This window comes from Cohaesibacter sp. ES.047, assembly GCF_900215505.1.
Lineage (GTDB): Bacteria > Pseudomonadota > Alphaproteobacteria > Rhizobiales > Cohaesibacteraceae > Cohaesibacter.
The window spans coordinates 844,925-867,853 of the sequence record NZ_LT907844.1; the positions used below are offsets into that span (position 1 = coordinate 844,925).

At 56.3% G+C, this 22,929-nt stretch carries 21 protein-coding genes and 1 tRNA gene; 10 read left to right on the forward strand and 12 right to left on the reverse strand.

The window, feature by feature from the left end:
* The first annotated feature begins 142 nt into the window (after positions 1–142).
* Positions 143–217: transfer RNA gene (locus tag CPH65_RS03810), tRNA-Gly, on the forward strand.
* 130 nt (positions 218–347) lie between these two features.
* Here the strand turns inward: CPH65_RS03810 and CPH65_RS03815 are convergent.
* A complete protein-coding gene (locus tag CPH65_RS03815; RefSeq protein ID WP_157747487.1) occupies positions 348–1,163 on the reverse strand; it encodes a response regulator in 816 nt (271 codons plus the stop codon).
* A 14-nt stretch (positions 1,164–1,177) separates the two neighbouring features.
* Positions 1,178–2,803, reverse strand: coding sequence for a PAS-domain containing protein (locus CPH65_RS03820; protein WP_096172203.1), 1,626 nt, complete (start codon positions 2,801–2,803; stop codon positions 1,178–1,180).
* A gap of 472 nt (positions 2,804–3,275) precedes the next feature.
* On the opposite strand from CPH65_RS03820, the gene CPH65_RS03825 reads away from it, so the two are divergent.
* Positions 3,276–3,761, forward strand: a complete 486-nt coding sequence (locus CPH65_RS03825) for a low molecular weight protein-tyrosine-phosphatase (protein WP_096172204.1) — start codon at positions 3,276–3,278, stop codon at positions 3,759–3,761.
* 49 nt (positions 3,762–3,810) lie between these two features.
* On the opposite strand, the gene thpR is transcribed toward CPH65_RS03825, so the two are convergent.
* The 3 genes from thpR to CPH65_RS03840 form a co-directional block, all read right to left on the reverse strand.
* Positions 3,811–4,347: an RNA 2',3'-cyclic phosphodiesterase gene (thpR, locus tag CPH65_RS03830; protein ID WP_096176220.1), complete on the reverse strand. Its 537-nt coding sequence runs from the start codon at positions 4,345–4,347 to the stop codon at positions 3,811–3,813.
* 305 nt (positions 4,348–4,652) lie between these two features.
* The gene (locus CPH65_RS03835; RefSeq protein WP_096176221.1) at positions 4,653–5,708 is read right to left on the reverse strand and encodes an aldo/keto reductase; all 1,056 of its coding nucleotides are present in this window, start codon (positions 5,706–5,708) and stop codon (positions 4,653–4,655) included.
* 121 nt (positions 5,709–5,829) lie between these two features.
* Positions 5,830–6,528, reverse strand: coding sequence for an arylesterase (locus CPH65_RS03840; protein WP_096172205.1), 699 nt, complete (start codon positions 6,526–6,528; stop codon positions 5,830–5,832).
* Between the two features lie 332 nt (positions 6,529–6,860).
* Here CPH65_RS03840 and CPH65_RS03845 point away from each other — a divergent pair, with 332 nt between their 5' ends.
* The 3 genes from CPH65_RS03845 (at position 6,861) to CPH65_RS03855 (ending at position 11,350) form a co-directional block, all read left to right on the forward strand.
* Positions 6,861–7,505: an ABC transporter ATP-binding protein gene (locus CPH65_RS03845; protein WP_096176222.1), complete on the forward strand. Its 645-nt coding sequence runs from the start codon at positions 6,861–6,863 to the stop codon at positions 7,503–7,505.
* A gap of 13 nt (positions 7,506–7,518) precedes the next feature.
* Positions 7,519–10,128 carry an ABC transporter permease gene (locus tag CPH65_RS03850; protein WP_096172206.1) on the forward strand — a complete coding sequence of 870 codons (2,610 nt, stop codon included), beginning with the start codon at positions 7,519–7,521 and terminating at the stop codon, positions 10,126–10,128.
* Positions 10,129–10,594: 466 nt separating this feature from the next.
* Positions 10,595–11,350, forward strand: coding sequence for a Bax inhibitor-1/YccA family protein (locus CPH65_RS03855; RefSeq protein WP_096172207.1), 756 nt, complete (start codon positions 10,595–10,597; stop codon positions 11,348–11,350).
* Between the two features lie 118 nt (positions 11,351–11,468).
* Here the strand turns inward: CPH65_RS03855 and CPH65_RS03860 are convergent, their stop codons facing one another.
* The gene (locus tag CPH65_RS03860; protein ID WP_096176223.1) at positions 11,469–11,933 is read right to left on the reverse strand and encodes a DUF2794 domain-containing protein; all 465 of its coding nucleotides are present in this window, start codon (positions 11,931–11,933) and stop codon (positions 11,469–11,471) included.
* Between the two features lie 630 nt (positions 11,934–12,563).
* Here CPH65_RS03860 and htpG point away from each other — a divergent pair.
* The 5 genes from htpG to CPH65_RS03885 all read left to right on the forward strand — a co-directional run bounded on the left by htpG (position 12,564) and on the right by CPH65_RS03885 (position 18,984).
* On the forward strand, positions 12,564–14,486 hold the full coding sequence (htpG, locus tag CPH65_RS03865) for a molecular chaperone HtpG (protein WP_096172208.1): 1,923 nt from the start codon (positions 12,564–12,566) through the stop codon (positions 14,484–14,486).
* Between the two features lie 217 nt (positions 14,487–14,703).
* Positions 14,704–15,594 carry a diaminopimelate epimerase gene (gene dapF, locus CPH65_RS03870; RefSeq protein WP_096172209.1) on the forward strand — a complete coding sequence of 297 codons (891 nt, stop codon included), beginning with the start codon at positions 14,704–14,706 and terminating at the stop codon, positions 15,592–15,594.
* Between the two features lie 6 nt (positions 15,595–15,600).
* Complete coding sequence (mtaB, locus tag CPH65_RS03875; protein WP_096172210.1) at positions 15,601–16,857, forward strand: tRNA (N(6)-L-threonylcarbamoyladenosine(37)-C(2))-methylthiotransferase MtaB; 1,257 nt, start codon at positions 15,601–15,603, stop codon at positions 16,855–16,857.
* Positions 16,858–16,982: 125 nt separating this feature from the next.
* Positions 16,983–18,269, forward strand: coding sequence for a signal recognition particle-docking protein FtsY (gene ftsY, locus CPH65_RS03880; RefSeq protein WP_096172211.1), 1,287 nt, complete (start codon positions 16,983–16,985; stop codon positions 18,267–18,269).
* A gap of 79 nt (positions 18,270–18,348) precedes the next feature.
* Positions 18,349–18,984, forward strand: coding sequence for a septation protein A (locus CPH65_RS03885; RefSeq protein WP_096176224.1), 636 nt, complete (start codon positions 18,349–18,351; stop codon positions 18,982–18,984).
* A gap of 11 nt (positions 18,985–18,995) precedes the next feature.
* On the opposite strand, the gene CPH65_RS03890 is transcribed toward CPH65_RS03885, so the two are convergent.
* The 6 genes from CPH65_RS03890 to ccmA form a co-directional block, all read right to left on the reverse strand.
* Positions 18,996–19,253, reverse strand: coding sequence for a hypothetical protein (locus CPH65_RS03890; protein ID WP_096172212.1), 258 nt, complete (start codon positions 19,251–19,253; stop codon positions 18,996–18,998).
* 117 nt (positions 19,254–19,370) lie between these two features.
* Complete coding sequence (locus CPH65_RS03895) at positions 19,371–20,021, reverse strand: DsbE family thiol:disulfide interchange protein (protein ID WP_096172213.1); 651 nt, start codon at positions 20,019–20,021, stop codon at positions 19,371–19,373.
* A 21-nt stretch (positions 20,022–20,042) separates the two neighbouring features.
* Positions 20,043–20,243: a heme exporter protein CcmD gene (ccmD, locus tag CPH65_RS03900; protein ID WP_096172214.1), complete on the reverse strand. Its 201-nt coding sequence runs from the start codon at positions 20,241–20,243 to the stop codon at positions 20,043–20,045.
* A 20-nt stretch (positions 20,244–20,263) separates the two neighbouring features.
* On the reverse strand, positions 20,264–21,079 hold the full coding sequence (locus CPH65_RS03905; RefSeq protein WP_096172215.1) for a heme ABC transporter permease: 816 nt from the start codon (positions 21,077–21,079) through the stop codon (positions 20,264–20,266).
* 226 nt (positions 21,080–21,305) lie between these two features.
* Positions 21,306–21,965, reverse strand: a complete 660-nt coding sequence (ccmB, locus tag CPH65_RS03910) for a heme exporter protein CcmB (RefSeq protein WP_096176225.1) — start codon at positions 21,963–21,965, stop codon at positions 21,306–21,308.
* Positions 21,966–21,970: 5 nt separating this feature from the next.
* Positions 21,971–22,615 carry a heme ABC exporter ATP-binding protein CcmA gene (ccmA, locus tag CPH65_RS03915; RefSeq protein WP_096172216.1) on the reverse strand — a complete coding sequence of 215 codons (645 nt, stop codon included), beginning with the start codon at positions 22,613–22,615 and terminating at the stop codon, positions 21,971–21,973.
* Positions 22,616–22,929 lie beyond the last annotated feature (314 nt).

A 22,929-nucleotide genomic window follows, 5' to 3' on the forward strand; every position in this document is an offset into this window, starting at 1 on the left:
TCGGTGGGAAAAAATCTTTTTTTGTAATTTCTTTGTTGCAATTGGTCTGCAGGTCGTACATATAAGCACGCGTCGGCGGCACGGAGCGCCGTTCCGGCAGCGAATACTTGTCGCTAACGGTTTGAGAAACCGAACGAGTTTCGCGGGCGTAGCTCAGGGGTAGAGCACAACCTTGCCAAGGTTGGGGTCGTGGGTTCGAATCCCATCGCCCGCTCCAAATTAAAAGGCTTTCGCAGAAATGCGGAAGCCTTTTTTGTTTTCGCCAATCCATCAAGCCCGAGCGTTCCCAAGCATCCGCTGTGTTTTCCTGCGTCCTTCTGACGCCAAGGCAGCCGCCGGGACCGGTGCTAGTTGCCTTGAGCTGTTTTGAGGATGATCTTGAAGATCTCCACCGGCGGATAGGGATAGTCGATGGTATAGCCTATGCCCAGTTCGAGCAGCGCATCCTTGAGGCTCTGATCGACGGAATCCTTGCACAAAAGCACAATTCTACCCCCGCCATTTTCTTTTCCTGCCTTGATCAGACTATTGAGATAGAAGTGCACCTGTTTGCTGTAGACGAGGAAGCAGAGATCATTCTGTTCGGTGATGTCCTTCCTATGGGCCAGATGCGACTCATGTACGAACTCCACTAGACATCCCAGTTCCCCCAGCGCCCTTTCGATCGGGAGAATGTATTTCTCCATATTTGCAATCAGACTGATCGACAAGGGTTTGTGGTTGGGGTGCTGATCTTTGAGCGATCTGTAGATCCGTTTCAGCCGCTCTTCGTTGGTCTCTCTGATCCGATCAACCTGATTGAGGCGCGTTCTGATGGTTGCCAGCAGAAGATCATAGTCGATGGGTTTGGTGAGATAGTCATCAACCCCCAACTTCTTGCCAGCCAGAATGTCTTCCCGGGTGGCTTTGGCGGTGAGGAAAATGAATGGCACTTCGTTGTGTTGGGGCAGGCGTTCACGCACCAGCTTCATGGTTGTCGGGCCATCCACCAGCGGCATCATGATGTCGCACAGGATCAGATCCACACTCTGCTGTTTCAGGATCTCGATGGCCTGTTTGCCATTTGTGGCGGTCAGGGTTTCGAAGCCCTCGTCACTGAGCTCTTCTGCGATATCGCCAAGGAGCAGTTCTTCGTCTTCCACACAGAGGATGCGTGTTTTCATCTGTTGTTCTCCCATCACGATGCAAGTTGTCTTGCTTTTGAACTGTCGTCGTCTTTGGTTGGCTGTTCGTTGGTGTTCGCCTTTGCAGGCTTGTCAGGCTCGGCAAGGCTTGCTGGCAGGAAGATCGTGAAACACGACCCCTTGCCGACTTCGCTTTTCACTTCGATGTGGCCACCATGCTCCTTGAGGGCCATCTGGGCGAAGTTGAGCCCGATTCCGGTGCCGGCGATGCCACTGGATGTCGAAGCCCGGAAGTATTTGTTGAAGATCTTGTGCACTTCCGATTTGGGAATGCCCACTCCCTTGTCGTGAACCTCGATCATGATGTAGCGGTCATCCTGTTTGCCGATGACCTGAATGAAGGAGTCTTGCGGCGAGTATTTGAGGGCATTGGACAGGATATTGCTGAAACACTGGTCCAGCAGTGTGCGGTCGAAGAAGATCCGCTCGGGCAGGGCATCAAGATCCCATTCGATGCGGTCGCCATCCTCCATTTCGAAGTGATCGACGCAGATCTTGTGGAGCGCGGCGCGGAAATCCTGTTCCCTTGCATCCGCTTTCATGCCGGTGATTTCATTGCTGGAGAAATCCATGAACCGGTTGATGAGATACTGCACGCGATCAACCGAGTCGCGGATATTTCCGATTCTCTCGCGCAGTTTTTCCTCAGGCAGAACACCAATCTTGCGCTGGATGCGCTGGGCGTTGCTATCAATGATCGCCAGAGGTGTCTTGAACTCGTGCGATGCCATGGTCACGAATTCCCGCTGTGTCTCAGAGAGATTGATTTCCTTTTGCAGCAGTTTCACCAGTTCGTTGGTGTGTTGTTGCAGTTTGCCATTCTGGGTCTTGTAGGCAGAAATATCAGAATAGATGACGATCCGGCCGCCATTGACCGTGTCGAACTGGACGATGCGGTACCATTTGTCGTCGTGAAGCTTTTTCTCTGTTCCCTTGGCCTGCAGGTCCATGTCCACCAGCGGGCTGTTGTGTCCGACTTCGGGAAGCTCGAAACCCTCGATCAGGGAAATGTGGGATTGGCTCATCAAATGCCGCTTCAGGGCCGGGTAGAGGTCCTGCATGGTGATGTTGGCGAGCACCAGATTGTCATCCTGATCAAAGATGATCAGGCCATCTTCAATCGCGTTGATGGCGTTGAAGAGAAGATCGCGGTTGTAGCGAACTTCCCGGATGCTCTGCTCGAGTTTGTCTTCAAGCTCTACCTGTATGGCTTGAAGGCGCGCTTCATAGGCACGTTGCTTGGTCACATCGGTGAAGATTGTGACATAGCCTTTCTCGCCAAGGGGGGTGCCCTGTACGCGGATCGTCGAGCCATCTCCACATTTTCGTTCATATTCGAGCTTTTCAAAGCGTCGATATTTTTCCATCCGGATCCGCACTTTTTCTTCCGGATCGCCTTCGCCATAATCGCCTCGCAGTGCGTTGTAACGAAAGAAGCTCTCGAGCCTTGGGTCATCCTGAATGACAGAGGCGGAGACTTCGAGCATTTTGATTACGGTTTCGTTGAAGAAAATGATCTCGAGGTCCTTGTTGATCACGGCAATGCCCTGATGGGCCGATTCCATCAGAAACGGCAGCAGGTCTTGTTCAAGACTGTCGTCCAGACAATAGTGGGTCATGATGCCTCCTCGATGCGCCCGAAGTATTTGTTCGAATTTTATCCGTATTTGCTATTTTTGCTTCAAATATTATTTTGAAATAGTTATGTTTGAAATTGTTCAAAACGTATTCGTGTGGTTATTGTTAAGAAAGATATTATGAAGCGCAGATTTATACGTTTTTACTACGTGTTGATGCTGATTAATCTATGAGCGAACGGATTTTGAGTGACCGGATCGACCTGCGGGGGATTATCCGGGCGAGGGAGTCAAAGGATATGCTCAAAGGCTGACGTGCTGACCTTGCAGACAATCATCGAAAGGTGGGTGCTTATTCAGCCGATGGCTAAAAGTAGTCAGATGAAGGCCGGCAGGAAAAGCCCGTTATCTTTCTTACGCTAATCGGTTCAACGGACTTGCGACTGGGCCTTATGGCTAATAAGTTGGCCTCGCAGTTTCCACGCAACAGGCGCGCCCGCACGAGAACCCAGATATGCATGCTGTCCAACCCACTTCGATTCTCTTCGTCTGCCTTGGCAACATCTGCCGCTCGCCGCTGGCCGAGGGTGTTCTGCGTCACAAGGCGGCAGAGTTGGGGCTTCAGGATCGGTTTGTGCTCGACAGTTGCGGGATCGGGAAATGGCATGTGGGAAATCCGCCTGATCGGCGCTCAATCGACATCGCAAGGCACCATGGTGTCGACCTGTCAGACCTCAGGGTGAGGCAGCTCGGTCTGGATGACTTCTACGGCTATGATTTCATTCTGGCGATGGATCGAAGCAATCTGGCCGATATCAGATCCGCCCAGCCAAGAGACGGGCGAGCGGAAATCGCGCTCTATCTGGACTATTGCGGATTGGGCTCAAGGCTCGGCTTCAATGAGGTGCCGGATCCCTATTATGGCGGCGCCAACGGGTTTGAAGACGTCTTTCAGATGGTCAGCTTCGCCAGCGACATCCTGATCCAGAAGCATTGCTAACGGCGCCATGGCCGGGGCTCCGTCGCCCACAGCCTCAATGCAGGGTCAATCACAAGAGATCAAATGTCTCCTCGACTACATAGGGTCCGCCACCCGTGCTGTCGCGCGAGGAATAGAGCACGAAACGTGGCACTGTGAACTCTTCGGTCTGGAAGTGACCGCGCAGGGACAGATAGTTGGCGACATCAATCGGTTCTGTGGTCTTATTCAGACGTGCCAGCGTGACATGGGGCGTGTAATCGTGCTTGTCGGATTTGAGGCCGAGCTTTTTCATGCGGCGCTCGATTTCCGTATGCAGCAGATAGAGATCCTCATTGTTCTGCACAGCGGCAAAGATCGAGTGGGGCTTTTTCGTTCCGAACGATCCGACGCCGCGCAAGGAGAGGTCGAACTCAGGACATTGTATCTGCGACATCTGGAACGCGATCTCGTTGGCGAGGATGTAGTCGACATCCCCCATGAAACGCAGCGTGATGTGATAGTTGGTTTCGTCCACCCAGCGGGCACCGTAAAGGCCGCCCTTTTGCAAGGACAGCAAAGTCGTGATGGTGGGGGGAATTTCTATTCCGGCAAACAGGCGTGGCATCATTTCGCTCCCGAAAAAGACATTGGGGGCTCGACGAATCTGTCGGCTCGGGTCGCCATTGACCCTTCATGACAGGTGAAATGATGTCTGCCAAAGCGATTGAGAGCTAGATCCAATTGCCGGATCGAATCAGTTCAGGGCTGTCGTGTTTGAGACTAACTCAAAAAAGATGACGGTGCCGTAAAAGCTTTGTTCACTGCTGGTTTACCTTTATGGCATCTGTCGGCTGTTGTGGATGGCGTTGTCAATATATTGGTAATATTTTCACGCCACCCACAACATGTTGTCTCAATCGGTCCTGTGCTTTATGGGCATGGGTTACCGTGAAGCATGTGGACTTCGTTGATCGCCTTTTCCATCTCTTCGGTAATGACGAACTGGTGGGCGGCAATATCGGTCTTGAGCTGATCCATCTTGGTTGCCCCCAGAATGACCGAGGTGGTGAAGGAGCGACTTTCGACAAAGGCCAGCGCCATCTGTGCCACATCGACACCGAAGTCATCGGCAATCTTGAGGTAGGCACGCGTGGCCGGTTCAGCACCGTTGGTGAAATAGCGGGAGCCGAAATTCTCGAAGATCGACATGCGCGCCCCGGCGGGCCGTTTGCCATCGAGATATTTGCCTGTGATGACGCCTTGAGCCAGCGAGGAATAGGCCAGCAAACCGACTTGCTCGCGCATGGCAATCTCGGCCAGGTTGACCTCGAAGGTGCGGTTGAGCAGGCTATAGGCATTCTGGATCGAAACCACACGAGGACCTGTTCCCGCATCCGAAGCGCGGGTGTAGCTCATCGTGCCCCAGGCGCTTTCGTTGGACAGTCCCAGATGCCGGATCTTGCCAGCCGTGACCAGCTCCTGCATGACCGAGAGGGTTTCGGCAATCGGTGTTTCGTCGTCTGCCGGCTCGGGGTGGGCATAGACCATAGGGTTGGTGCCGAACTGGGTCACCTTCCGATCAGGCCAGTGGATCTGATAGAGATCGATGTAATCGGTTTTAAGGCGCTTCAGGCTCTTGTCGACGGCCTCGACGATATGGGCGCGGGTGAGGCGAGGGTGAGAGCCATCGTCGCGGAAATAGGTGCTCATAGAGCGGCCAACCACCTTGGTTGCCAGAATGACATCGCTGCGGTTGCCGCGGTCTGCCATCCAGTCACCAATGATTTCTTCGGTGCGGCCTTGTGTGGCGGCCCGGCTGGGAACGGGATAGAGCTCGGCGGTATCGATGAAGTTGATGCCCTGATCAAGCGCATAGTCGAGTTGTTCGTAGGCTTCGGCCTTGGTGTTCTGTTCGCCCCAGGTCATTGTGCCCAGGCACAGGCTTGAGACTTCCAGGTCGGTGCGGCCAAGTTTTCTTTTTTCCATTTCGGGATCCATCAAGAATTTTTGCAAAAAGGGGAGGAGACTGACGGGTGTCAGCCTTTTTTGAAATCGGAATAGTGGGATGGCCCCCTGCAGACCCGCGGGGGAGGGGAAGAGGCCCGTCCTAGTTCAGGGTTTCTACTATGTCTTTGACAAAGGGTGCAACGTTTTTGACGATAATCGCAACGCCTTCCTCGGTGGGGTGGATACCATCATCGAGGTTGAGTTTGGGTTGGCCTGCGACATCTTCAAGGAAGAAGGGGTAGAGGGGAATATCATATTGCTCGGCCAGAGCGGGATAGATCGCATCAAAGGCTTCGACATACTCTTTGCCAAGATTGGGAGGCGCACGCATGCCCAGCAGGGCGACTTTGGCTCCTTTGTCCTGAAACTTCTCGATCATGCTGGCAAGATTGCTCTTGGCACGCTCGACAGGTTGGCCGCGCAGGGCATCATTGGCGCCAAGCTCAAGCAAAACGAGATCGATATCCTCAGGCGTCGACCAGTCAAGACGGGCCAGCCCGTTTGCGGTGGTGTCACCCGAAACGGCGGCGTTGATCACTTCGACATTCAAACCGGCCTCGTCGAGCGCGGCTTGCAACTGATCGGTGAAACCGGCATCGGGGGGCAGGCGGTAGCCAGCGGACAGACTGTCGCCATAGGCCAATATTCGTGTGGTCTCTGCGGCTCGCACCTGTGTCAGGGCAAGGAACAACGCAAGCAGCACAAGTCCAAACCCCAATGCCACGCGTATCAAGCTTTCGGTATGGGTTTGTTTCTCGATCGCAAGAGCGCGGGGTTTTGATTTTCTCTCTGCCTTCATTGTCTGCTCCGTCTGCTGTCATTGTCTGCTCCGTCTGCTGTCTCGTCATTTCAAAAACTTGCGAAAATTGACATCGAAACAATCGCACCCATATCAGTTGGATCGTTTGAGCGGATTCCTTGCGCCTTTGAGCCAGTCTGAGGTCTCACAGGGGCTCACGAAAGCATGTTCGAATTACTTATTCGAATTCTATATAGGATAGGATCACTGTGACTTCACCCAGTTCGCCTGCAATTTCCGAAGAATCAGCTGCTACAGAGACGAAAACAGACGCCGAAGAAGCGATCATTTCGCTGCATGGGGTGCATCTCAGTCTTGGCCACGGAAATTCCATGGTCGATATCCTGCGCGGGATCGATCTGGATATCGAGCGAGGGGAGTCGGTGGGGTTGGTAGGGCCGTCCGGCTCTGGCAAATCCACTTTGCTGATGGTCATGGCCGGTCTTGAACAGGCTGATGAGGGCAAGGTTCTGGTGGAAGGTAGCGATCTGTCGGTGATGGACGAGGATACGCTTGCCCGGTTTCGCGGCGCGCAGATCGGCATCATTTTTCAGTCTTTCCATCTGGTGCCAACCATGACGGCGCTTGAGAATACGGCCATCCCCCTTGAACTGGCGGGACGCTCGGATGCTTTTGATGTGGCCAAGGCGGAGCTTGAAGCGGTCGGATTGGGGCCGCGTATTCATCACTATCCAGCCGAACTGTCAGGCGGTGAACAGCAGCGGGTGGCGATTGCCAGAGCGCTTGCGCCCCGTCCGTCTATTCTGATTGCCGACGAGCCAACCGGTAACCTTGACGCGGAAACGGGCCGGGAAATTTCCGACCTGATGTTCGACCTTCACAAGGAACGCGGCATGACCCTGATGCTGGTGACCCATGATCCGAGCCTTGCGGATCGATGCGAGCGGGTGGTGCGGCTGAAACTGGGTCAACTGGTCGAAGACCCGCATGGCTCCTCCGACATTTCCATCAACTGAAAGGGCGGACCGGATGACCCATTCCACCGTTGATCCGGCCCTGACCGGACAGTCAAGGTCGACGAGAATCCGTGCTCAAGGAGGCCGTTTGGCCAACCTTGGTCTTGCCTTTCGGTTCGCCTTTCGCGAGTTGCGTGGCGGGTTGGCGGGCTTTTATATTTTTCTGGCCTGTATCGCGCTTGGCGTTGCGGCGATCGGCGGGGTCGGCTCTGCGTCAAAGGCGCTGACCGGCGGCCTTGAGGAGCGCGGCAGCGAAATCCTCGGGGGTGATATTTCCCTTTCGGCCATTCACACCCGTATCAAAGACGATCAGCGCGCTTACCTGTCGCAGTTCGGGCGTCTTGGGGATCTGGCCACCCTGAGGGCCATGGCCCGGACCGCAGATGCTTCCCAGCAGATGCTGATCGAGGTGAAGGCCGTTGATGACGCCTATCCCCTTGTTGGCACTCTTGAGACCCGCAACAATACTGCCCTGTCCGACGGAGAAGTGCTGGCTGATCCGATGTTGCTTGAGCGTCTGGGGCTTTCTATCGGTGATGATCTGGTGATCGGCGTGAAACGCTTCAAAATCGGTGATGTTGTCACCTTTGCGCCGGACGAGTTGGCCGGCGGAGTCGCCTTCGGACCGCCTGTGTTGATGAAACTGGAGGATCTTGATGGCACGGAGCTGTTGCAGCCCGGTGCCATTGTTCGCTGGACGACGCGGCTTGCCATGCCGGGCAATCCGGACCTTCAGGCCGTGAATGGTGTCATCGAACAGATCCGCGAAGCCTATCCGGACAATGGCTGGCGTGTTCGCTCGCGCGCCAATGCAGCACAAGGCTTGTCGCGCAACATCGAACGCTTTGCCGCCTTTCTGGTGCTGGTTGGCCTTGCGTCCCTGATCACCGGCGGGGTGGGGATCGCCAACGCAGTGCGGGCGTTTGTCGCTTCGCGTCAGGCAACCATCGCCAGCTACAAATGCCTTGGCGCGCCGAGCTGGCTTATCGTCGAGATCTATCTTGCGCAGATCCTGATCATCACGCTGATCGGGATCGCCATCGGTCTTGTCTTTGCTGCGATCGTGCCCTTCATTCTGGCGGCTCTTCTGCCAGCCAATCTGCCGCTTTCCGCCTCGTTGTTCCATCCAGCCCAGCTGGGCATTGCGGCTCTGTTCGGTGTTCTGGCGGCGCTTTTGTTTTCGATGCGGCCGCTGCTTCGGGCGCGTTCCATTCCCGCGACGGCGCTGTTTCGCGACCAGATTGCGCCGGTGCGCACCCGTGCCACCAAAACAGACTGGCTGATCATGGCCGGACTTGGCCTTCTGCTTGTCGGTCTCGTTCTGGCCACGTCCGAAGAACTCTGGGTCTCAGCAAGCTTTCTGGCTGGCATGGTGGTGGTGTTCGGTCTGTTGCGGCTTATTGCCTTTGCGATCATGCTGGGGGCGCGACACATGCCGCGTATCCGCCGGGTGGTGCCGCGTCTTGCGGTGGCCAATCTGCATCGACCCGGCGCATTGACCCCATCGGTGGCCTTGTCGCTCGGACTGGGGCTCAGCCTTTTGGTGACACTGGTCCTCATTGACCTCAATTTGCGGCAGCAACTGACCGGAACGCTCAGGGATCAGGCGCCGAACTTCTTTTTCGTCAACATCCAGAACAGCGAGGTGGATGCCTTCGAGGCACGTCTCGATAGTCTGGCTCCGGGTGGCGAGCGCGAACGGGTGCCGATGTTGCGGGGACGCATCACTTCGCTCAAGGGCATACCCACCAGTGAGTATGAAGCCGGAGAAGGGGCCCGCTGGGTGTTGCGCGGGGATCGCGGCATCACCTATTCGGCGGTGCCTCCGGAGAATTCCAAGATCGTCGGTGGTGACTGGTGGCCTGAGGATTACTCCGGCAAGCCTCTGGTGTCGTTTGACGCGGAAATTGCCGAGGAACTCAATCTTTCCATCGGCGACAAGATCACGGTCAATGTGCTCGGGCGGACAATCGAAGCGGAACTGGCCAATGTCCGGACGGTGGAGTGGCAATCACTGGGGATCAATTTCGTGATGGTCTTCTCGCCCAACACTTTCGCCGGGGCGCCGCATGCCCATCTGGCGACCCTGGCGCTTCCTGATCAGCCGGGCGAGACGGCGGACGCTTTGCGATCCAAAGAATCGGGGATCATGAAGGCTGTGATCGAGGACTTCCCGGCCGTGACCACTGTGCGTGTTGGCGAAGCGCTGGAACGGGTCAATGATCTGGTGCGCCAGCTCGCGTGGGGCATGCGCGCCGCGTCGTCACTGGCTGTCATTGCATCCATTCTGGTGTTGGCAGGTGCCTTGGCTGCAGGGCAGCGCGAGCGCATTTACGATGCGGTGATCCTCAAGACACTGGGGGCGAGCCGCGCTCAGGTGCTGACCGCCTATTGTCTTGAATATGGCATGCTCGGGTTCACCACGGCGATCTTCGCGCTTGTTATCGGTCATGTAGCAGCCTTTCTGGTGATTACCGAGGTGATGGAGATGTCCTTTGCCTGGCAGCCGGTTGCCTCGATTGTCGCTGTGCTCGTTGCCATGGTGGTAACGATCATACTGGGGTTGTTGGGGACCTGGTCGAGCCTGAACCGGAAGCCTGCCCGGATTTTGCGGACCGGATAGTCTTTTTTTGCACTCGGTCGGATTTTGGCCATCAAAATGTGTCATCCTTCGTCGATGGTCACGATACGGGCTGGCCATTGATGTGATGAGGTGGCCCTTCAAGTCGCTTTTCGAGCACGCATGTGTAAAGCGGGGACTGTGGCAGTTGCAGGTTATTTAGAAATACCTCATAGACTAGAGGTTGATTTCGCTTTGTAATTGTTAATGCTTGTTAAGATTTACGATCTTTTCAGCCCGGAAAACCTTCGAATAGGTCCAATTTGTTCAGTGAGTTCCACTGATGACAAAAAATTTAAGTCGGAATTCATTAAAGTTGGCAAAAAGGACTTGAGCTTCTATGGCCTCCTGACCATATAATCAGTTGAAACTATGTCTTTAACACTGCGGTCGCCGCAGCCCGATTATGGAATGATCATTCGGGTGCGAGCCAAACCGTTGGAACTTTTGAGTTTTGTGAGGAGAAACCATGTCAAATGATTTCCGTCAGAGCGCACATCTTGGCGGCCGCGCTGCCGAAATGGCGCGTATCGATCAGGGCCTGCGCAGCTACATGCTCAAGGTCTATAACTATATGGCCATCGCGCTCGGTGTAACCGGCGTGTTTGCCTACGGCATCTTTTCGATGGCCTTCGTTCAGGAAGGCGGCAGCGTTGTTGGTGTCACCCAGTTCGGTGCGACCCTGTTCAACAGCCCTTTGAAATATGTCGTCATGTTCGCACCATTCGCCATGGTGTTGTTCCTGAGCTTCCGCATCCAGAAAATGAGTGCCAGCACGGCCCAGATGGTGTTCTGGGTTTATGCCGCCCTGATGGGTGTGTCGCTTAGCTCGATCTTTGCTGTCTTCACTCAGACGTCCATTACGCAGGTTTTCTTCATCACCGCGGCTTCCTTCGCTGGTCTCAGCCTCTATGGTTACACCACGACGAAAAGCCTTTCGGGTTGGGGTAGCTTCCTGATGATGGGCCTGATCGGCATCGTGATTGCGTCGATCATCAATATCTTCCTTGCCTCGAGCGCCATGGCTTTTGCTATCTCCGTGATCGGCGTGCTGGTCTTTGCAGGCCTCACGGCTTATGACACCCAGCAGATCAAGGAAATGTATTACGAAGGCGACAGCGCCGACACCATGGGCAAAAAAGCCATCATGGGTGCCCTGCGTCTGTATCTGGACTTCATCAACCTGTTCATCATGTTGCTGCAGCTGTTCGGCAATCGCAATTAATCGCCAGCTGGCACTGATATCAGAATCGGTAAGAAGCCGCTCCATTCGGGGCGGCTTTTTTCGTTTGCCCCTTATATATGGGGGTGGAGAGTGCAGAAAAACCGGTTCTTCGAGCTACTCAGCTCTTCACGACCTTGAGCATCTTCTGATTAAGCAGCTTGATGATCGTGCCGAGGTCCTGACCGCGTTTGAGAATCTGCCCCTGCTGCGCGATCAGGCTGTAGGCTCCTTGCTTGCGGGCCAGTTTTGGGTTTTTCTCGATGCGGTAGATCGGCATCTCGCTTGTTCGTCGATAGATGGAAAAGATCGCCCGATCCTTCAAGGTGTCGATGGAGTAGTCGCGCCATTCTCCTGCTGCCACCATGCGTCCATAGGCGTTGAGGATCGTCATCAACTCCTTGCGATCAAAACAGATCTGGGCCGGTGGGCGGGGCTGAGATCCGGAGTGGATGATGGTTGTGGCAGGGCGCAGACTTGCCAGTTCAGTCACACTTTCATCTGCATTATCGAGCAAGCGATCCTCCTTGTGGTGTTCGAGGGAGCCAACGACCTGCGCGTCTTGGTGCTGACAGGTAGAAACCATGATTGCCGCAAAAAGTACGCTTGGCAAGCCGATCGTCGATCTGGTCGCAAGGGAAAGGTTTCTGGCGAGACAGACAAGGGGATACATTGCCTTGATTTGTAATGAAAAATCACACAATTGCCTCATTTCAGCCCTTGGAACGCCATGCCGGTGGACCAATATATATATCGTTGCCTCGTGGTATAGGCTGATTGGTAAGTGTCTGCTCCTGCCCCCCTTTGATCAGACCGCATCAGCCGGGCTCTTTGTCCTGTTCCTGTCACAGCCATCGACAGGGTTTCAACAGGGCATGTGCTTGATCGGCTCGTCAGGATTTATTGCCGATCGTACTTTCAAGCGTGTCAACATCCCAACAGCTCCTTATCGGGGTGCCTTCGCGGCATCCCGTTTTTTTTGCCTCTTTCGCGCCATGCCGTACTTGAAAGCTTGCAGTTGCGTTGCTAGATCAGCGACGATCAAATCGGCGTGAGTGTATTGTTTATGCTCTAGCGCCGACGGACGGATTGTAATGGGAGCGTTGTCATGCCGCCTTGAAACAAGGCAGCAATGAAACGCTCTGGATCAGCGACGATCAAATTCAAGTAAAGTGCGCGCCCGTTTTGGGCCGCGCAGCAAGGGAAGGGCCTATTCATGACGGATCAAACGCAACAGGCGGTACCTGAAGCCGAAACGCATTCTTTCGAAGCCGAGGTTTCCCGTTTGCTCCATTTGATGGTGCATGCGGTTTATTCCAACAAGGACATCTTTCTTCGCGAGTTGATTTCCAACGCGGCCGATGCCTGCGAGAAACTGCGCCACGAGGCGCTGACCAATTCTGACCTGATCAAGGATGATCCCGACTTCAAGATCATCCTGTCGCCGGACGGTGAGGCCGGGACCCTGACCGTTGCCGACAATGGCATCGGCATGAACAAGGCCGAGCTGATTGACAATCTGGGCACCATTGCCCGGTCTGGCACTCGTGCCTTCCTTGAACAGCTTGGTAGCGGTGACGACGGTTCGGCGCTGATTGGCCAGTTCGGCATTGGCTTCTATTCCGCCTTCATGGTCGCTGACAAGGTCGAGGTGGTCTCGCGCCGGGCCGGTGATGCGGAGGCATGGCGCTGGGTGTCCGATGGTAATGGCTCCTATGAGCTTTCTCAGGCGAGCGATGAGGATGCGCTGCCGCGTGGCACCAAGATCGTGCTGCACCTGAAAGAAGAGGAAAAGAGCTTTGCCGATGCGGTGAACATCCGCCGCGTTGTTCGCGACTACTCCTCTCACGTACCGGTGCCGATCCGGCTGTTGCAGATCAACGACGAGACCAAGTCTTTGGAAGAAGACGAGCTGACGGACGGCTCCGCGCTCTGGACCAAGTCAAAATCGGACATCACCGAAGAGCAGTACAAGGAATTCTATCAGTATAGCTCGGGCCAGTTCGATGATCCGGCGCTGACGATCCACTACCGCGCCGAAGGGCGCACTGAATACAACGTTCTTGCCTTTGTGCCCGAGCACAAGCCGTTCGATCTGTTCGACCCCAACCGCAAGGGCCGCATCAAGCTTTATGTGCGCCGGGTGTTCATCACCGATGATGCGGAATTGGTTCCGGCCTACTTGCGTTTTGTGCGCGGGATCGTCGACAGCGAGGATATTCCGCTCAACATTTCCCGCGAGATGCTGCAGGACAACCCGATCCTTACCGCCATTTCCAAGGGTGTGACCAATCGCATCCTCTCTGAGCTCGAAAAGCTTGCCAACAAGGATGCGGACACGTTTGCCTCCGTGTGGGAAGCTTTTGGTGCGGTGCTGAAGGAAGGCCTTTATGAGGATCCCGAGCGGAGGGATCAACTGTTCAAGCTCGTCCGGTTCGATACCACCAAGGGCGAAAGCCGTACGCTGGCGCAATATGTCGAAGATCTGAAGGATAACCAGACCTCGATCTATTATGCGCTTGGCGACAGCAAGGAGGCCATTCTGGCCAGCCCGCAGCTCGAAGGCTATCAGGCCCGCGATGTGGAAGTGCTTCTTCTGTCTGATGCCGTTGATACCTTCTGGGTGCAGACGGCGCTCGGTTTTGATGGCAAGAGCTTCAAGTCTGTCAGCCAGGGCGGTGCCGATCTCGACGCCATCGAGAAGGTCACCGAGGATGCCGAGGAAGACAAGAGCGAGGAAGACAAGGCTAAGGAACAGGGCTCCGTTGCCGAGCTTGTGACCTTCGTCAAGGACGTGCTGGGCGATGCGGTCTCCGATGTCCGCATTTCGTCGCGCCTTGCAACCAGCCCGGTTTGCATCATTGCGCCTGAGTTTGGCCCTGATCGCCAGTTCGAGAAGCTGATGCGTAGCCAGAAGGGTGCGGATGCGGGATTGAAGCCGATCCTGGAGATCAACCCTGATCACGGTCTGGTGCGTTCGCTCGCCCATCAACTCGAAGGCGCTTCGGACAAAGCGTCGCTCGAAGACGGGGCGCATTTGCTGCTTGATCAGGCGCTCATTCTGGACGGGGAGCATCCAAGCAATCCGGCGGAATTTGCCGCGCGCCTGTCCAAGGTGATGATGGCTGGTCTCAAGTAAGCCAAGATCACAACGACAGCTCGAATCAGGCCGCGGAAGGGATTGTCCTTTCGCGGCTTTTGCTGTAGGAGTCCTGCCTCGTTGCGCCACGCTTGAGGCAATCTGCCGAAAAGGCTGGAAATTTGCGCAGAACTTCGCCATATAGGGCGAATGATGGCGCGAATGGACGCGACATTTCTTTCACCCTTCACGCGAAATACCGGATTGGCTCGCTTCGATGGCCTCGCATGTGCAGTTTCTGAAAATGAATGGTCTTGGCAACGAATTTATCGTGATCGATGCCCGAAAGACCAAGCCCCATTTGGGGGCCGATGCCGTGCGCGTGCTTTCTAGCCATGAGACAGGGCCGGGATGCGATCAGTTCATCACGCTTGAGCCATCAAACAGTGGGGCGGATGTCTTCATGCGCATTCACAACGCGGATGGCGGCGAGGTGGAAGCCTGCGGCAACGCCACGCGCTGTATCGGGCGGCTTTTGATGGATGACACCGGCCGACCGGCGGTCTCCATCGAAACCGTTGTCGGCATCCTCAATGCGCGTGATACCGGTCACCCTGATCGGGTGAGCGTCGATATGGGCGTGCCGAAATTCGGCTGGCAGGATATCCCTCTGGCCGAGCCTTTCGAGGATACGCGCGCCATCGAGTTGCAGATCGGGCCGATCGATGCGCCGATCCTTCATACTCCGTCTGTGGTCAATGTCGGCAATCCGCACGCGATTTTCTGGGTCAAGAATGATGTCGAGAGCTATCAGCTCGAGCTGAACGGCCCGATGCTGGAAAATCACATGATCTTTCCCGAGCGCGCCAACGTCTCGCTGGCTCAGATCCACAACAAGGGTGAATTAACTCTGAAGGTCTGGGAACGGGGTGTCGGTCTGACGCGGGCTTGCGGCACGGCGGCCTGTGCGGCGGCGGTCGCGGCCTATCGGATCGGGCTTTGTGATCGGACGGTTCTGGTGCATTTGCCGGGTGGGGATCTCACCATCGAATGGCGCGAGGGCGACGATCATATTCTGATGACCGGTGGAACGGAGCTTGAATATGCTGGCCAGATCAATCTTGATGATCTGAGCTGGCTAAGGCTTCCAGACGGCAGTGCGGGGTAAGCGGATATGACCATCAAGGTTTTAACCTTCGGATGTCGGCTGAACACATACGAATCCGAAGTCATGAAAAAGCAGGCTGGCGAAGCTGGCCTTGAGAACGCCATTCTGGTGAACACCTGCGCGGTGACGGGAGAAGCGGTGCGTCAGGCGCGCCAGCAGATCCGCCGGGCCAAACGCGAGAATCCCGATGCCCGGATCATCGTCACCGGTTGCGCCGCCCAGACCGAGGCGGAACGATTCGCCGAAATGGACGAGGTGGATCTGGTTCTTGGCAATGACGACAAGCTGAAATCGGAAAGCTACAAATCCGTGCCGGACTTTGGCGTTCCCGCGCCAGAGAAGATCCGCGTCAATGACATCATGAGCGTGCGCGAGACAGCGCTGCATCTGATTGACGGACTGGAGGGTCGCGCGCGGGCCTTCGTTCAGATCCAGAACGGTTGTGATCATCGCTGCACCTTCTGCATCATTCCCTTCGGGCGGGGCAATTCCCGCTCTGTTGCCATGGGGCCGATTGTCGATCAAATCGCCAAGCTCGTGGACAATGGCTATCGCGAGGTTGTGCTGACCGGGGTGGATATCACCTCCTACGGAGCGGACTTGCCCGGAACGCCGAAGCTTGGTGCTCTGGTCAAGGCGATCCTCAAACATGTGCCCGCGCTTGAGCGCTTGCGTATCTCGTCCATCGACTCGGTCGAAGCCGATCCCGATCTGATGGACGCGATTGCCAATGACGCGCGTCTTATGCCGCATTTGCATCTGTCCTTGCAGTCGGGGGACAATCTGATCCTCAAGCGCATGAAGCGGCGGCATGACCGGGATCATTCGATCAAATTCTGCAATGATGTTCGTGCTCTGCGGCCCGACATGGTGTTCGGGGCGGATATTATCGTTGGCTTTCCGACGGAAACCGAAGAGATGTTCCAGCGCAGCCTCGATATTGTCGAGGAATGCGGCTTGACCCATTTGCATGTCTTTCCATTCTCGGCCAGACCCGGTACACCGGCATCAAGGATGCCTGCGGTCAAGGGACCGGTGATCCGCGAGCGGGCTGCGCGGCTGCGCGAAGCAGGGGATGCGGCACTTGCCCGTCATCTCAACGATCAGGTGGGCCAGAAGGTGCAATTGCTTGTGGAGCGCAACGGTCTTGCCCGCACCGAGCAGTTCACGCTGACCGAAATCACGACCGGAGCGCCGGGTGAGATCGTACCGGCCCGCATCGTCGACGCAACCCATCGCCATTTGATGGCCGTGGGGCTTTGAGACGCCGCCGAACTTTTGTTCGGGCCGGTTTGAGGAATGACCGGATGGCGCTTAGCACTGGTGGCGCATACTATTGCCGCGATTGAATGATCGCGGATATTGCTCGAATTGAAAGGAGCAGGATCATGGCTAAACAGGGACGGTTATCGCGTTTTCTGTTCGGATCCTCGAAAGACGAAGCACAGACCAAGCCGGACGATGCATTGCCCGAGGGAGCCGAGGAAGAAAAGGCCGAGGACTCTTCTGTTGCCGAGGCTGAGCCGGAGTCCCATTCTGAGCCCGAGTCCTATTCTGAGCCTAAGTCCCAATCCTTGTCGGAACCGGTTCTAGAGGACGCTTTGGTGAAGGATGCCGTGTCCGAAGACTCGCCGTCTGATGATGCGATCGAGGCTGAAGCCTTTGATGCGCCCGTCGTGGTAGAGCCTCAGCCGGAGCCGCTGACCCAAGCGGTTTCTCAGCCGGAACCTGAACCTGCGCCTGAGAAGAAACTGTCCTGGTTCGAGCGACTGAGACAGGGACTATCACGCTCATCCGGGGCGCTCGGTGAGGGCATAAGTTCGATCTTTACCAAGCGCAAGCTTGATGACGACACGATCCAAGAGCTTGAAGACATCCTCATTCAGGCTGATCTCGGTGTTGAAACGGCCATGACGATCACGGATCGTCTGTCTGAGGGGCGTTACAACAAGGAAGTCAGCAATCTCGAAGTGCAGGAGATTCTCGCCGATGAGGTCGACAAGGTGCTGTCCGCTGTTGCAAAGCCGCTTGAGATTACCAAGCCCGACAATGGCCCTCACGTGATTCTGATGATCGGGGTGAATGGTGCGGGCAAGACCACCACCATCGGCAAACTGGCGCAAAAGCTCGGTGACGAGGGCAAGAAGGTGATGCTGGCCGCAGGAGATACCTTCCGGGCCGCTGCCATCGACCAGCTCAAGATCTGGGGCGAGCGCACAGGGGCGCCGGTGATCGCGCGCGACGTGGGAGCGGATGCTGCCGGGCTTGCCTATGACGCCATGCAGGATGCCAAGGCGCAGGGCATGGACGTGTTGATGATCGACACTGCTGGCCGTTTGCAGAACCGGACCGAACTGATGGCCGAGCTGGAAAAGATCGTGCGCGTGATCAAGAAGCACGACCCGGAGGCGCCGCATTCGGTGTTGCTGGTGCTTGATGCCACCACGGGCCAGAATGCGCTCAATCAGGTGGAGGTCTTCACCAAGATGGCGGGCGTGACGGGGCTGGTCATGACCAAGCTTGATGGCACGGCGCGCGGCGGCATTCTGGTCGCCATTTCGGCCAAGCACAAGGTGCCGGTTCATTTCATTGGCGTGGGCGAGCGGGTCGAGGATCTGGAGCCGTTCCAGTCGAGAGATTTCGCGCGCGCGATTGCTGGTCTGGCGGACGCCTGATATACACCGAATTCATGCCGTTGATGGCCCGGGAGCCGGGACGTTTATTTGCACCAAGCTTGCCAAGGTGAAGAGTTTCATGAGCCCGAACGAAAAGTCCACTGATCAATCCGCCGAGCCTCAACTCGAAAAGGGGCAGGTGCTGAAACTGGCGCTGGAGCTTGGGCCTCTTGCAGTCTTCTTCTTTGCCAACGCAAAAGGGGACATGATTGCCAGATGGGTGCCCTTTCTGGAGGGCATGAAGTCGATCTTCATCGCCACGGCCCTGTTCATGGTTGCGACGCTGATCTCGCTGGTCCTGTCGCGCATCAAGTTCGGCAAGCTGCCGGTGATGCCCATGGTCTCGGGGGGTGTGGTCTGCATCTTTGGTGGTCTTACCCTCTATCTGCAGGATGACACCTTCATCAAGATGAAGCCAACGATCGTCAATCTGCTGTTTGGTTCAATCCTTCTGGGCGGGTTGTTTTTCGGCAAGAGCCTCTTGGGCTATGTGTTCGATTCGGTCTTTCAGCTCAATGCGGAAGGCTGGCGGATTCTCAGCATGCGCTGGGGGGTATTCTTCTTTGTGCTGGCGCTCATCAACGAGGTGATCTGGCGGAATTTCTCGACCGACATCTGGGTGAATTTCAAGGTCTTCGGCGTGATGCCCCTGACCATGGTGTTCGGGGCGTTCCAGATGCCGCTGCTCACCCGCTATGCACCGGATGACGAGTAGGCGGTTCGCCATCACTTGATCTTGATGCGTTTTCGCGTGCGGCCATCCCTGTTGCCTTTTGGCAGTCCCAATTCATAGATCTGGCCCAATTCATAGAGCTGGCCACGGGATTTTCGTTGACCGGCCCTTTGGGTGCAGCTTTGCTTGTCGGCCTTGATGCAGCGCTTGATCGTGGTTTTCGGCTGCTTCCCCTTGTCCATGGCAAAGGCGGGGTAGGTGATGGCAAGGAGACATCCCAGACAGATGACGATGGGCAGAATCGATCGCATGCGAAGCTCCAGTGCGCGTTTGGTGTCTTGTCATTGGACGCGGTTGGAGCGCGGTCGGTTCAAAGAAAAAGGGCCCTCTGTGGGCCCTTCTGATTTAAATCGGTGTGGGTATCGCATTCATTTCTCGGCGAGAATTTCCTCAAGCTTGGGCAAAAAGGATGCTTGCAGAGACTGAGGCGTCAGGGCACCGATGTGCTTGTAGCGAATGATGCCGTTCCGGTCGACGATGAAGGTTTCTGGTGCGCCATAAACACCCCAGTCGATGCCAACACGGCCCGAGATGTCCATCCCCACCTTGTCAAACGGATTGCCGTGGTTCTCAAGGAAACGAGCCGAGTTGGCCTGTTCGTCCTTGTAGGCAAGCCCGATCAGATCGAAGCGGTTGTCCTCGGTCATCTTGAGCAGCAGCGGATGCTCGTCTCGGCAGGTCGGACACCAGGAGGCCCAGACATTGACCACGGAAACGTTGCCCTTGAAGCTTTCGGTGTCGAAGCCGGATATGGGGCCGCCATCGGGCGTGCGGATGCCGAAGCTGGCATCCAGCGGCTCAAGGTCGAACTGCGGAGCGGGCTTGTTGATGAGAACGGACGGGACGAGGTTCGGGTTCGTGCCGCTCGCCATCTGCCACATGAACAGACCGGCCAGTGCGAGAAAAACGACCAGCGGAAGCAGAATCAGAACGTTGAAGCGGCTCTTCGTTTCCGTCTCTTCATCCCCGGCATCCTGCGAGTCGTTGGATGTGGAAGAGGGATTGGGTGTGTCACTCATGATGGATGTATCGTCCTGATATCAGTTGGCAGAGGGGTCGGTTGCGCCCTTGTCTGATGGTGTTGCCGGTTTCTCGGAGCGGCGGCGAATACCGCGCGCTTCCAGTTCGGCCAGCGCCCGGGCCTGAAGCTTGCCGTCCCAGATCACCCAGATGATGAGGATTGCGACGACGGCAGCGGTCATGCCGTAGGAAGAGAGGATGAAGCCTGTGTAGTGTTCCATGATCTTTTCCCTTCTGGTGCCTACTGGCTTCCCACAGGGCTTTGCCCTGCAGAGATCTTGCTGCCTGATGCGGATTTGCTGCCAGCACCCTTGCGGGCGGCCTGCATCTGCATGGAACGAATGCGGCGGCGCAGGATCTCGTTTTTCATCGCCTTGAGATGCAGCGTGGTGAACAGTGCGGTGAAGGCGACCGCCATGACCAGAAGCGGTATCAGGATCGAGATGTGGACCTTGGGGCCTTCCATCGTGATGATGCTGGCCGGTTGATGCAGCGTGCTCCACCAGTCCACCGAGAATTTGATGATCGGAATGATGATGGTGCCTACCAGCGTCAGGATTGCAGCGGCCTTGCCTGCGCGGATCGGATCCTCGATGGCGCGCCACAGGGCCATCAGTCCCAGATAGATGATGAGAAGAATCAGCATCGACGTCAGGCGCGCGTCCCAGACCCAATAGGTGCCCCACATCGGTTTGCCCCAGAGGCTACCGGTCACCAGCGAGATGAAGGTGAAGGCAGCGCCCAAGGGACCAGCCGATTTGGCCGAAACGTCGGCGAGAGGATGCTTCCAGACGAGGGTTCCGAGCGAGGAAATGGCCATCATCATATAAGCAAACATGGCCAGCCAGGCGGCGGGGACATGGATGAACATGATCTTGACGGTCGCGCCCTGCTGGTAGTCGTCCGGCGCTTTGAACCAGACCAGATAAAGCCCAATGGCAAAGAGCAGAACCGTCAGGCCGATCAACCAGGGCATCACCCTGTCGAGAATCGCCAGAAAGCGGGTTGGGTTTGCCAGATCCCAAAGACTGAAGGATTTTTTCTCTGTGGCACTCATGCCCTGTCCTCGACATTCAGTTGGTCAGTTGCACCCAGCGGCGCAACGCATGCTTTGTGTTTCGCCTTTTGTGACACGGTCCGGCGGTCTGGTCAGCGACAGGCTGGCTAAGTGACACATGATTATGGCGTAAGCATGCAGGTTGCCTTGACCAATATCACGAGTTTTCAGTTTGGGAGATTACGATTTCGTAAGCAACGGCTCCCGAAGTCTCGGTCTTTCCGGGCTATTCCTGTGCGCTGCGAAGGGCGGCTGCTGCGGCAACCGGTCCCAGAATGAGCGACAACAGGGAGATGGCGCAAAGAAAGTAGAACGGTGTGTCAAAGGGAGCCGGGTCCGTGATCGCGCCAACCGACGCGCTGACGCCGAAAATCAGGATCGGGATGGTCAGCGGCAGAATGAGGATGGACAGAAGCAGTCCGCCGCGACGCAGAATGACAGTAAGCGCGGCACCGATGGCACCGATCAGGGTGAGCGCCGGAGTTCCCACCAGCAAGGTGGCGGTCACGGCTGCTACGCCAATCGGCTCCAGATTGAGGAACAGCGAGAGAACCGGGGTGGCAATGACGAGCGGCAGTCCGGTGGAGACCCATTGCGCGGCACATTTGACCAGTACCATCAACTCGACGGGATGATCCCCAAGCAACAGAAGGTCGAGGGTTCCATCTTCCTGATCGGCCTGAAAAAGACGGTCGAGGCTCAGAAGCGTTGCCAACAGGGCGCCGATCCAGAGAATGGCCGGGCCAAGGCGGGCGAGCAGATTGAGGTCTGGGCCAACGGCAAAGGGGAAGACGGTGACCACGATGAGGAAGAAGAGCACGCCCATCAATGCGCCGCCACCAACGCGGACAGACAGCTTCATGTCACGAATGAACAGTGCACCCATTGCGCTCATTGGATCGTCTCCTCGTGATCTTCGCCCGTGTCTTCAGAGGCGTGGTGACCAAGATGGAGCTTGTCGGGGTTGATGAGGCCAAGCGGGGCATGGGTTGCGGCAATGATCATGCCGCCTTCCTGCAAATGCTCGGCCATCAGAATCTCGAGCCTCTTTTCAGAGGCAGTGTCGAGCGCTGAAGTGGGCTCATCGAGCAGCCAGAGGGGACGGTGGCAGACCAAAAGTCTGGCCAGCGACAGGCGACGGCGCTGACCTGCCGACAGATAGGCCGCAGGCATGTCGATGAGATCCTCCAGGTGCACTTCCTTGAGGGCCTGAAAGGGAGATCTTGCGGGATTGCCGTACCATGCGCGCCAGAAATGGAGATTTTCCTTGAGACTGAGGGCGGGTTTGATGGCGTCGGCATGGCCGAAATAATGGGCTTGCTGGCCGACGCTGAGTTCTCCGTCTCCGCCTTCAAGATGCATGCCGCCAGAATGGGCGCGGACCAGCCCGGCCAGGGTTCGCAGCAGGGATGACTTGCCGATACCGTTGGGGCCGGTGACGACGAGTGCCTTGCCCGCATCAAGCGTAAAGCTGATGTGGTCGAGCACGGGCCTGCCGCTCCTTGTGCATCCCAATCCCTCAACGATCAACTGCATGGCGATTTGCCCTTGGCTGGTTTTGGCAGCATTCGACGGCCCTGTTCCGAGATGGTTTTATCTCTATCGTCGATGGGGCGCAAAGGCAAAAGAAGTTTGCAGACTATCCTCGTTGGCGTGCTAAGCTTATCGCGATGCCTTCTCAGGCCCACGCCAGATGGACGTGGCAGATTTGCTGCACTTTCGGCCGGGCGCCGGGCTGGTCCAACCAGCCTGCTACTGTAGAATATATTGCAAGTCGTCATGATTTAATTTACGACGACAGCCAAATGGCCTGTTTCTGCTCGCAAAAAACCGGCGTGCTCGGATGTCAG

What these genes read in the sequence shown, in the direction of transcription:
- ccmD (WP_096172214.1), bottom strand. Translation starts at nt 20,243, where the DNA reads ATGGAACACTACACAGGCTTCATCCTCTCTTCCTACGGCATGACCGCT.
- CPH65_RS03885 (WP_096176224.1), top strand. Translation starts at nt 18,349, where the DNA reads ATGAGCCCGAACGAAAAGTCCACTGATCAATCCGCCGAGCCTCAACTC.
- dapF (WP_096172209.1), top strand. Translation starts at nt 14,704, where the DNA reads ATGGCCTCGCATGTGCAGTTTCTGAAAATGAATGGTCTTGGCAACGAA.
- CPH65_RS03890 (WP_096172212.1), bottom strand. Translation starts at nt 19,253, where the DNA reads ATGCGATCGATTCTGCCCATCGTCATCTGTCTGGGATGTCTCCTTGCC.
- CPH65_RS03825 (WP_096172204.1), top strand. Translation starts at nt 3,276, where the DNA reads ATGCATGCTGTCCAACCCACTTCGATTCTCTTCGTCTGCCTTGGCAAC.
- CPH65_RS03850 (WP_096172206.1), top strand. Translation starts at nt 7,519, where the DNA reads ATGACCCATTCCACCGTTGATCCGGCCCTGACCGGACAGTCAAGGTCG.
- CPH65_RS03855 (WP_096172207.1), top strand. Translation starts at nt 10,595, where the DNA reads ATGTCAAATGATTTCCGTCAGAGCGCACATCTTGGCGGCCGCGCTGCC.
- ccmA (WP_096172216.1), bottom strand. Translation starts at nt 22,615, where the DNA reads ATGCAGTTGATCGTTGAGGGATTGGGATGCACAAGGAGCGGCAGGCCC.
- thpR (WP_096176220.1), bottom strand. Translation starts at nt 4,347, where the DNA reads ATGCCACGCCTGTTTGCCGGAATAGAAATTCCCCCCACCATCACGACT.
- htpG (WP_096172208.1), top strand. Translation starts at nt 12,564, where the DNA reads ATGACGGATCAAACGCAACAGGCGGTACCTGAAGCCGAAACGCATTCT.
- mtaB (WP_096172210.1), top strand. Translation starts at nt 15,601, where the DNA reads ATGACCATCAAGGTTTTAACCTTCGGATGTCGGCTGAACACATACGAA.
- ftsY (WP_096172211.1), top strand. Translation starts at nt 16,983, where the DNA reads ATGGCTAAACAGGGACGGTTATCGCGTTTTCTGTTCGGATCCTCGAAA.
- CPH65_RS03860 (WP_096176223.1), bottom strand. Translation starts at nt 11,933, where the DNA reads ATGGTTTCTACCTGTCAGCACCAAGACGCGCAGGTCGTTGGCTCCCTC.
- CPH65_RS03820 (WP_096172203.1), bottom strand. Translation starts at nt 2,803, where the DNA reads ATGACCCACTATTGTCTGGACGACAGTCTTGAACAAGACCTGCTGCCG.
- CPH65_RS03845 (WP_096176222.1), top strand. Translation starts at nt 6,861, where the DNA reads ATGGTCGATATCCTGCGCGGGATCGATCTGGATATCGAGCGAGGGGAG.
- CPH65_RS03815 (WP_157747487.1), bottom strand. Translation starts at nt 1,163, where the DNA reads ATGAAAACACGCATCCTCTGTGTGGAAGACGAAGAACTGCTCCTTGGC.
- CPH65_RS03895 (WP_096172213.1), bottom strand. Translation starts at nt 20,021, where the DNA reads ATGAGTGACACACCCAATCCCTCTTCCACATCCAACGACTCGCAGGAT.
- ccmB (WP_096176225.1), bottom strand. Translation starts at nt 21,965, where the DNA reads ATGGGTGCACTGTTCATTCGTGACATGAAGCTGTCTGTCCGCGTTGGT.
- CPH65_RS03835 (WP_096176221.1), bottom strand. Translation starts at nt 5,708, where the DNA reads ATGGAAAAAAGAAAACTTGGCCGCACCGACCTGGAAGTCTCAAGCCTG.
- CPH65_RS03905 (WP_096172215.1), bottom strand. Translation starts at nt 21,079, where the DNA reads ATGAGTGCCACAGAGAAAAAATCCTTCAGTCTTTGGGATCTGGCAAAC.
- CPH65_RS03840 (WP_096172205.1), bottom strand. Translation starts at nt 6,528, where the DNA reads ATGAAGGCAGAGAGAAAATCAAAACCCCGCGCTCTTGCGATCGAGAAA.